Below are 8,654 nucleotides of genomic sequence, written 5' to 3' on the forward strand. Positions count from 1 at the left end.
TGGGAAATAGATGGGAGAAAGGAGATCAGCCGAGCTGGCGCCCACCGTCGACGACGATCGTGGTGCCTGTAGCGAAACGCAGCGAGGTAGCGCAAGCGACGATCGCGTCCGCCACGTCCTGCGCCTGGCCGATACGGCGCAGCGGCGTGGTGCTTGCCGCGCGGTCATTGAAGCTGCTGTCGCGGCCCGGCACGAAGCCCGTCTCGACGACGCCCGGGGAAACGTTGAGCACGCGGATGGCCGGAGCCAACGCGCGACCGAGCGACATCGCCATGACATCCAGTCCGGCCTTTACGGCGCAGTACGCCACGTTGCTGCCTTGTCCGGTGCGCCCCGCGATCGATCCCACGTTGACGATCAGGCCGTCGCCATTAGCGCGCAGCAGCGGCGCGAACGCCCGAATCGCCGCGAACTGGCCGCGCCAGTTGATGGCGAACATCTCGTCGATCAGGGCATCGTCAAGGGCGTCGAGATCCCCATGCGGAATCGCACGCGTGAAGCCTGACGTATTCACGAGAATGTCTGCGCGGCCGTAGTGGTGATGCACATCCTCGGCAAGCTGGCGCAGCGTGGCGCTGTCACCGACTTCCGCGCGTGCCGCCAAATGGTTGCCCGCAGGCAACGCCTTCACGGCGCTTGCCGTGCGGTCCATGTCGCGCCCGGTCAGCACGACACTGGCACCGATATCGGCCAGCGCACTGCCCGCCGCGAATCCGATGCCGCCGGTGCCGCCGATAATCACGGCAACCTTGCCGGAGAGAGATGACGTCTTCATGGTTTGGTTGTGAGTTGGGGGAGGATTGGGTCGTCAGTCGATCGGTGGTTTCGGGAACGTTTGCTCGCCGGGCTCGAGCGCGAAATCGAACGCCATCGTGTAGAACGGCGCCGGCAGGTCGCCCCAAGGGCTGCGGCCGGCTTCGACCAGCCGGAACGCGCCCACGAGTTGGCGATGCACGCCGAACGTGACATCGGTTTCGAGGATGTCGGAATCGTCGGCAAACACCTGCGTCACCAGGGTGCGATAGCCCGGTGAGGCCACGATGAAATGAATATGCGCGGGACGGTAGGGATGCCGGTGCTGCGCGGCCAGCAGCTTGCCCACAGGACCATCGGTCGGCACCGGATAGCCCGCAGGCCGCACCGTGCGGAAGTGGTAGCCACCGTCGGCATCGGTGTGGAACAGGCCGCGCAGGTTGCGATCGGGTTGCGTCGGGTCCTGGTTGTCGTAGAGGCCAACCGGCGACGCTTGCCAGACCTCCACGATCGCGCCCGGTATCGGCGAGCCATCCGTGGCGCGAACCGTGCCGCTGACAAACAGCGGCAAGCCCGGTGCATCATCCTGGACCACGCAGTCGCCGCATGCGTAGTGCGGCGCGTGAGCGCGATAGAACGGGCCCAGCAACGCGCCGGGCGTGCGCCCTTCCGTCGTGCCGTTGTTCATCGTGGTGACCAGCGTGGACAGGCCAAGCACATCGGCCGCGAGCACAACTTCGTTGTTCGTGGCGTGTGTGGCGTGCCCAAGCGCGGCGATGAATTCGAGCCCGAACTCGAACTCCGCGTCGGTCGGCCGGACTTCGCGCAGGAAGTCGTGCAGGTGCTTCACCAGCGCTGCCATCACCGTCCGCAGGCGGGGGTCTTCCGTCTGGGCCATGGCCTGCCTGACCACTTCCGTGACCGACGATTCATTATCGATCAGGCGCAACGCGCCGACGGGCTTCTGGGCTGGGGTGGACTGTGGGGTTTCCATGCCGTCTTCTCCTTTATGCAAACGTTTGCATTATGGGCGGTTTCAGGCGGATGACAAGCCGCGGATGGGCGAACGGGAGTTAGCCAGAAATCACTTATTGGAGGAAAAACGAGGCAAATCAAGAGGATAGAGGGTCGATCCGTGGTAACCCTAGCGTGTGGACGGCTCCTCCGGCGGTGGCTGGTGCGCCGCCGTCAGAAGCGATAGCCGAGCCCCGCGAGGAACATATCCGTATCCCGGCTGTATCCCGTCAGGGTTCGGTTCCATGACAGCCGTGCCAGCCAGTGATCGCCGAGCCGGTAGCTTGTCGACAGCGTAAACAGGCCAGACCAATGGGACGGTGAGGGGTCCGCGCCGGGGCCGCTGACATGGAGGCTGGTAGCGTAATAAGGACCGGCACCGAAACCGAGCGTCAGCCGGTCTCCCAGGAAGGCCCCGGATACCCAGGCCTGCGTCGCCACGCCGCGGCGCCGGACCGACCTGGCGCTTCCTTCGTCGAGGTAGCTGACCGTCCCTTCCACGTAGCGCCAAAGCTGGTGCCGATATTCAAGCGCGCCGCCAAAGACCATGTCCGACTCGAAATCATTGACGACGATGCCACCCAGCATGACGGTCAGTTCGTTGGGCGTGGCGTCTTTGCCCCGGTGAGCCGAACCCAAGACTGGCCCTGGCAGGTTGTCGCGGTCGAGTTGATAGCCCACGCCCAGCAGAACCGTGTTGGAATTGAAGCCCGACGCCTGCCACGTCCGGTTGAAGCGTACCTGCAACATCCAGGGGCCACCGACGTACCAGCTGGCCGCCGCGCTGGCCAACACCCCGACGCCGTGCTTGTTTTCGTAGCTGCCATCGGGCTGGTGGCTGGTGGTGTCGAAATAGAGATAAGGGCCGGCGCCCAGCGAGAGCGCCAGCCGCCTGTCCAGCGCCAGGTAACGCCACCAGAGTTGGGCGCTGTGCCCGTCGCGGTGATGGCCGGTGATATGGCCCTCGTTCAGGTAGGTATAGCTGGCGTACCAGTGCTCAGTCAGATTTTGCTGATAGACGTAGGCATAGGCGTAGCTACGGTCGTCCTCGGTCTGGATCGGCGGGTTGGTATAGAAGCCGCCGAGCAGCAGCACCTCCTGCCCATGTGCGGCAAAGGATGCCAGCGCCAGTAGTCCGGCGGCGAGGAGCGTCAACCAATGACAACGGGCGCGGGGCATCGATCTCCGCCTTGAGCAGGGGTGAACTCGAATTATCTTAGCAACGGAAAATGAAAACCCCCAAGGCAAGCAGCAGACGCGCCGTGCAGATCCGCCCCGACACCCTGGTCGCATGTTTGGTTTGGGGCACATGCCAATGACGGTCAACGTCTTTTCGGCGGCTTCTGCCGCCTCCGCCAGCCACCTGACAGGACACCGTGCTGAGGCATAATCGCCTGCACCGCATGCCAGCAAGCCCTCTCCATGCCATATACCGGACGAATTGTTCGCAGTGCCAGCCTGAACGGTTACATCGAGCTGATGGAGTCGCTTGGATTAGATCCGGGGATCTTCCTCCGCAAGGTCGGCCTGTCGACGCGGCTGCTCAAGGACCCCGAGTCCCCCATTCCCAGCCATGCCCTGCGCGAGTTGCTCGAGACCACGGCGAGTGCAACCGGCATGGAAGACATTGCACTCCGGCTGGCGGCGCGTCGCTCCCTCTCGAATCTCGGACCGATCAGCCTGGTGCTGAAGGAAGAGCCGTCACCACGACAGGCGCTCGCTACCCTGTGCCGCTACCTGCGACTGGTTAGCACCGCACTGGTCATACGTATCGAGGACGACGGCCCGACCGTCACCATCCGGGAGGATCTGTTGCCGACACCCGGTCCGGCTACCCGCCAGGCAATGGAGCTGTCGGTGGCCATGATGTTTCGCATCTTGTGCGAGCTGACCGGCCCGAAATGGCGGCCGTTGCAGGTCTGCTTCACGCACCGCCAGCCAGCCGATGTCTCGGCCCACCGCACGTTTTTCGGACGTAATCCGAGCTTCAACCAGCCGTTCAACGGCATCGTCTGCGCGGCTTCCGATCTGCAAGCGCCGCGCACGCCCGACCATTCCGGCGCCATGGAACTGGCGCGGAGGCACCTCGACGCCGCGCTGAAGCGCCGCGGCACAGGCATCCGCGCCTCCTGCAGCGAGCTGATCCTGGCGCTGCTCCCGAGTGGCCGGTGCACGGCGCAGCAGGTAGCCCGGCACCTGGGCATCGACCGGCGCACGCTGCACCGCCACCTCATCGTCGAAGGGCTGACCTTCTCCGCCCTACTTGACGAGACACGCAGCAACCTGGTAATCCGGCACTTGCGGGAAAGCGACCAGCCGATCGGCGAGATCGCGAGCCTGCTGGGATTCGCCACGCAGAGCAGTTTCAGCCATTGGTTTCGTGCGGCCTTTGGCTGCAGCGTCACGGATTGGCGCAAGCATGAGGCCGATCCGTCAGCCGGCCCCACTGCCGGCCGGGCTCATCGTCGCCCGGCTCCCGCCGTCAGTCCGCAATAAGCGCGATCTTGCCCATGTGCTGGCTGCGTTCGATATAGGCATAGGCATCGCCGATCGCATCCATGGGGAACGTGCGGTCGATCGGCAGCCGGAGCTTGCCTTCCCGGTAATGCGGCAGCAGGTCGCGCGCGCACGCCTGGATGCACGCCAGCCGCTCCTGCTCGCTCCGCGTGCGAAACGTGGCGCCCATCAGCTTCAGGCGATTCAGCCACAGCAGGTTGAGATCCAGCTGCGCGGTGCTTGCCCCGCCCAGTCTTGCGAGATTGACCAGGCGACCCTTGATGGCGAGGCTCCTGACATGGTCCTCGAAGACCGTGCCGCCAATCGTGTCCAGGATGACGTCGACACCGCGCCTGTCGGTGGCAGCCATGATGGCTTCGACCTGCGCGTCACGCGAGGCATTGATGCCGACGTCGACCCCATAGCCGGCAAGGCGTATCAGCTTCTCGTCCGAGCGCGATGACGCAATCACCGGCCGGGCGCCCAGCGCCGCCGCGACCATGATCGCGGCCATGCCAACCCCGCCCGAGGCGCCATTGATGAACACCGACTCCCCGGCCTTCAACTCGCCGTTGGTGATCAGGGCATCGTGAGCGGTGATGAAGACGTTGGGAAATACTGCTGCCTCGATCCACGAGACATCCTCCGGTACCGGCATCAGCGCCAGCGGGGAGACGACCACGTACTGGGCATGGCAGTTCCGGCCATGCCCCATGACGCGGTCGCCTTCGCGCCAGCCGCTGACCTGCTCGCCCACGCTGGCGACCTCGCCCGCAAACTCGACACCCGCCGTCATCGCCGATCCAGTGCGATGCTCCCGCATGTACTTGATCTCGCCATAGTTGATGCCCGACGCGCGGACGCGCACCAGCACCTCACCGGGCCCCGGCTTCGGCACCGGAATTTCCTGCACCGCCAGCGAACCGCCGTCCGCGCCTGGTAACACACGTACTGCTTTCATCCTGCCTCCTCTTGAACTCGCCCGCCTGCAACGCATGGCCACGGGATGGACTGCCCGCGCGCGAACCTCGCGCGACGTCATTGGGGTGTGAAGTTGATCGAACGCAGCAGCTTGCCCTGGCGCTCATAGGACTCCCGCACGTCCCGGGAAAGCTCCTCGGGCGTCGCGGGCGTGCCAACATCCATGCCCATGTCTTCGATCTTTCGCCGCAGCGTGGGCGATTGCATGGCGTTGAGGATGGCGTCGCGCATCCTGGCGATCACGGCCTGGGGTACATCCGGCGCGGCCCAGAGTCCCATCCAGCCCACTTCGTTGAGGTCCGGATAGCCCAGCTCCGTAAAAGTGGGCACACCGGGAAGCGCCGTGAGCCGTTGAGGAAAGGCAACGGCGAAGGCCGTCAGCTTGCCGGCCTTGATAAACGGCAGCGAGGTGGCCGGGCCGTCGAACATAAGGGGAACCTGTCCGCCCATGATGTCCTGCAACGCCGGGGGAGACCCCTTGTAGCTCACGGCACCGGTATCGAGCCCAGCCAGTCGATTGAACTGGACGCCGATGGTATGGCCGCGCAGGCCGATACCGAAGTTCGCAACGTCGACCTTTCCGGGGTGCGCCTTGATGTACCGGACAAGTTCCGGCAGGCTCTTCGCCGGCAGGCCCGGATTGCCGACCAGTATCAGCCCTTGCCGCGTGAGCTGGACGATCGGCACGATGTCCTTGAAGGGGTCGTAGTGCACCTTGATGGCGTGCGGCACCTCCGAGGCGATGCCCTTCTGGATCAACATGAAGGTGTAGCCGTCCCGCGGTGCAGACAACAAGCCCTGCACCGCGATGGTCCCGGCCGCACCGGCCTTGTAGTCGACGATCACGGTCTGCCCGAGCGGCCCCTGCAGCGCCTGCGCGAACAGCCGCGCCAGGGTGTCCGCCGTGCCGCCCGGCGGGGCGCCCACCAGTATCCGCACCGGCTTGGTTGGCCATTCGGCGGCCTGGACGCCCTGCGTGGCGATCAGCGCGCCGCAGGCAAGCGTGATCGCGAGTACCTGACGCACCGTCCGGGTGATGTGATGCATGGCTGTCTCCTTTCTTATGGGCCCAGTGACGGGCGCTTACTGGGTCTTCCGCAAGAAGCCCTGCGTTCCGCCGTTGCGGTTGGGCGCGAATCCGTTGGCTTTCAAGGATTCCTCCACCGTGTCGTAGAACACGCCGATCCTGCTGATCTCCCGCGCCTGTCCGGCCGTGGCGATGTCCCGGCCCAGTTCGCGCGACATACGCACCAGTTGCTCGATCTGCTCGACAGTGCTCTGCTTCGCCGTGCGCCTCGGATTCCACAGCACATCCTCCGTGCCGCAGCGCACATGCAAGCCCATGGCGATGCCGATCGTATTGACGGGCAGCACATTGCGCACATTGCTTTCCACGGTTACGACGGCGCCATCCGGCACGGCACGCATGAAGTTGGCCAGGCTGTAGATGCTGGGCGTATCCATCCCGCCGCCAATCGCCACCCAGTTCAGGTTCAGCGGCCCCCGGTAGAAGCCGCGTCGCATCAGCCGCTCGACTGACTCGAGGCTGTTGACGTTGTAGCACTGGAACTCGCTCTGGATGCCGGCCAGCGTCAGGCGGCGCACGTGCTCCTCGACCCAGCCCGGATTGGCGGGCACCGTCAAGTTCTTGTAGGCGTTGAAGAGCGTCATGTCCTGGCGCGAGGTGCCCCGGAAGTCCGCATCCTCGGCATGGTCGGTCACGTTCATCTGCGAAGTGTTGACCGTCACCGTCACCTGATCCGGCTTCGGATCCAGGTCGGCCAGCATGTGCCGGGTATCGTCAGACAGCCACTTGGCGGCCTGGCCCTCGTCCTCGGGGGCGAAGGAGATCGAGCCGCCTACCTGGATGATCATCTCCGGCACGGCCTTGCGGACGCCGGCAATCAACTCGTTGAATTTGGACAGGCGCTTGCTGCCCTTGCCGTCGAGTTCGCGCACGTGCAAATGCAGCACGGTCGCGCCGGCGTTGTAGCAGTCCACCGCCTTCTGGATCTGTGCTTCCATCGTGACCGGAATGTCCTCGGGGAAATCGGAAGGCAGCCAGCCTGGCGCGTAGGGTGCGGCGGTGATAATCAGCGGCTGCTGGTTCTCGGGGAAGAGATGGCCGTCGAGAAAGTTCATGATGATGCTCCGTGGGGAAGACGCGAACGTGTGGTTACTTGGGGATGTCGCCCACGATGCCGGCGCGCTCCATTTTTCGTGGCGCTGGCCAGTAGTCGTTCAGCGCATAGTGCTGCGTGCAGCGGTTGTCCCACACGGCCACGTCGCCCTGCTGCCATGACCAGCGCACCTGATACTCGGGAATGGTGGCGCGGCTGATCAGATAGTTCAGCAGCAACGCGGCACCCGGCGCCTTGTCGACGCCATGGCGTACATTGGCCGGCGTGCTGTAGTTCGTGAAGTGCGTAGTGAACCCTGCGCCGACAAACAGCACCTTCTCCCCGGTCTCCGGATGGATACGCACGACCGGATGCTCCACCGACGGATGCTCCGCGACCAGCTTGGCGCGGCCCTCGGGCGACATGACCGCGCCGAAGCTGTGTTCGATGCTGGCCCTGGCGCGCAGGCCATCGATCTTCTGCTTGATCTCTTCCGGGATCTCTTCGTACGCCTTGACCATGTTGACCCAGATGGTGTCACCACCGATCTCGGGACATTCCATGCAGCGCAGGACCGCCCCCATGGCGGGATTGGGCCGCCACAGGCCATCGCAGTGGTAGTTGTTCTCGTAGCTGTGCGGATTGTCACTACGGTAGATGCGCACCAGGCCGGGGTACTCCGGGTCACTGCCGGCGACGGGATGGTCTTCCAGCTCGCCGAAGCCGCGCGCAAACTTCACGTGCTCGGCCCGCGTGATGTCCTGATTGCGAAAAAACAGCACCTTGTGCGCAAGCAGCGCGGCCTTGATCTCCGCGAACAGCGCAGGGTCGCGCGACGCTTCTCCAAGGTCGACCCCCGAAATCTCCGCCCCGATGGCGGGAGTGATTTGCCTGATTCTCATGCTCGTCTCCTGCGGCCTGATGAACCTTGGGCCGGTTCATCGTTGGATCAATTCGGAGCGAGTTTCTGCCGTTTCCGGGGCGGGCGCTTGTCGATGTGGGACATTCATTTGCTAATTTGGGACAGCCGCCCAGACATCGAGCGTGGCGCGAGATGCGCCAGCGATCCATCGGACAGGGCCGGGCCGCTGGGCGAAAAAGGCACGTGGTTCGATAGGGAACGCACCGCACCGCGATGCCGGCATCTGGCACGGCTACCCAAACAGGCAGCGTCTACACTTGGTGTGGTAAAAACGCATGTATCAACATGGGACGCATTGCTGTCCGATGCGAAGTTCAAGGACTATGTTCTACTCTTCGCGGAGAAGAGAGTGCTGGAAGTCCTTAGGC

8 protein-coding genes are annotated in these 8,654 nt (G+C 64.4%); 1 reads left to right on the forward strand and 7 read right to left on the reverse strand.

Annotated elements, in window-relative coordinates; genetic code table 11:
• Window positions 1-25: 25 nt before the first annotated feature.
• From AC1DP9_RS18770 to AC1DP9_RS18780, 3 genes are all read right to left on the reverse strand, one after another.
• Window positions 26-775, reverse strand: coding sequence for an SDR family NAD(P)-dependent oxidoreductase (locus AC1DP9_RS18770; RefSeq protein ID WP_477108176.1), 750 nt, complete (start codon window positions 773-775; stop codon window positions 26-28).
• A 33-nt stretch (window positions 776-808) separates the two neighbouring features.
• Window positions 809-1,747, reverse strand: coding sequence for an intradiol ring-cleavage dioxygenase (locus AC1DP9_RS18775; protein WP_477108177.1), 939 nt, complete (start codon window positions 1,745-1,747; stop codon window positions 809-811).
• 194 nt (window positions 1,748-1,941) lie between these two features.
• Window positions 1,942-2,946: a hypothetical protein gene (locus AC1DP9_RS18780; protein ID WP_477108178.1), complete on the reverse strand. Its 1,005-nt coding sequence runs from the start codon at window positions 2,944-2,946 to the stop codon at window positions 1,942-1,944.
• Between the two features lie 243 nt (window positions 2,947-3,189).
• On the opposite strand from AC1DP9_RS18780, the gene AC1DP9_RS18785 reads away from it, so the two are divergent.
• Window positions 3,190-4,263, forward strand: coding sequence for an AraC family transcriptional regulator (locus AC1DP9_RS18785; RefSeq protein ID WP_477108179.1), 1,074 nt, complete (start codon window positions 3,190-3,192; stop codon window positions 4,261-4,263).
• Here AC1DP9_RS18785 and AC1DP9_RS18790 read toward each other — a convergent pair.
• The 4 genes from AC1DP9_RS18790 to AC1DP9_RS18805 form a co-directional block, all read right to left on the reverse strand.
• Window positions 4,250-5,224 carry a quinone oxidoreductase family protein gene (locus tag AC1DP9_RS18790; protein WP_477108180.1) on the reverse strand — a complete coding sequence of 325 codons (975 nt, stop codon included), beginning with the start codon at window positions 5,222-5,224 and terminating at the stop codon, window positions 4,250-4,252. The genes AC1DP9_RS18785 and AC1DP9_RS18790 overlap by 14 nt on opposite strands.
• A 77-nt stretch (window positions 5,225-5,301) precedes the next feature.
• Window positions 5,302-6,291, reverse strand: coding sequence for a Bug family tripartite tricarboxylate transporter substrate binding protein (locus AC1DP9_RS18795; protein ID WP_477108181.1), 990 nt, complete (start codon window positions 6,289-6,291; stop codon window positions 5,302-5,304).
• 36 nt (window positions 6,292-6,327) lie between these two features.
• The gene (locus AC1DP9_RS18800) at window positions 6,328-7,386 is read right to left on the reverse strand and encodes a beta-keto acid cleavage family enzyme (protein ID WP_477108182.1); all 1,059 of its coding nucleotides are present in this window, start codon (window positions 7,384-7,386) and stop codon (window positions 6,328-6,330) included.
• A gap of 34 nt (window positions 7,387-7,420) precedes the next feature.
• Window positions 7,421-8,266, reverse strand: a complete 846-nt coding sequence (locus AC1DP9_RS18805; protein WP_477108183.1) for a TauD/TfdA dioxygenase family protein — start codon at window positions 8,264-8,266, stop codon at window positions 7,421-7,423.
• Window positions 8,267-8,654 lie beyond the last annotated feature (388 nt).

This window comes from Cupriavidus sp. 01L43 (assembly GCF_056399925.1).

Bases quoted from the DNA above. Each gene is read 5' to 3' on its own strand.
- AC1DP9_RS18785 (WP_477108179.1), top strand. From the start codon at position 3,190: ATGCCATATACCGGACGAATTGTTCGCAGTGCCAGCCTGAACGGTTAC.
- AC1DP9_RS18790 (WP_477108180.1), bottom strand. From the start codon at position 5,224: ATGAAAGCAGTACGTGTGTTACCAGGCGCGGACGGCGGTTCGCTGGCG.
- AC1DP9_RS18800 (WP_477108182.1), bottom strand. From the start codon at position 7,386: ATGAACTTTCTCGACGGCCATCTCTTCCCCGAGAACCAGCAGCCGCTG.
- AC1DP9_RS18775 (WP_477108177.1), bottom strand. From the start codon at position 1,747: ATGGAAACCCCACAGTCCACCCCAGCCCAGAAGCCCGTCGGCGCGTTG.
- AC1DP9_RS18780 (WP_477108178.1), bottom strand. From the start codon at position 2,946: ATGCCCCGCGCCCGTTGTCATTGGTTGACGCTCCTCGCCGCCGGACTA.
- AC1DP9_RS18795 (WP_477108181.1), bottom strand. From the start codon at position 6,291: ATGCATCACATCACCCGGACGGTGCGTCAGGTACTCGCGATCACGCTT.
- AC1DP9_RS18770 (WP_477108176.1), bottom strand. From the start codon at position 775: ATGAAGACGTCATCTCTCTCCGGCAAGGTTGCCGTGATTATCGGCGGC.
- AC1DP9_RS18805 (WP_477108183.1), bottom strand. From the start codon at position 8,266: ATGAGAATCAGGCAAATCACTCCCGCCATCGGGGCGGAGATTTCGGGG.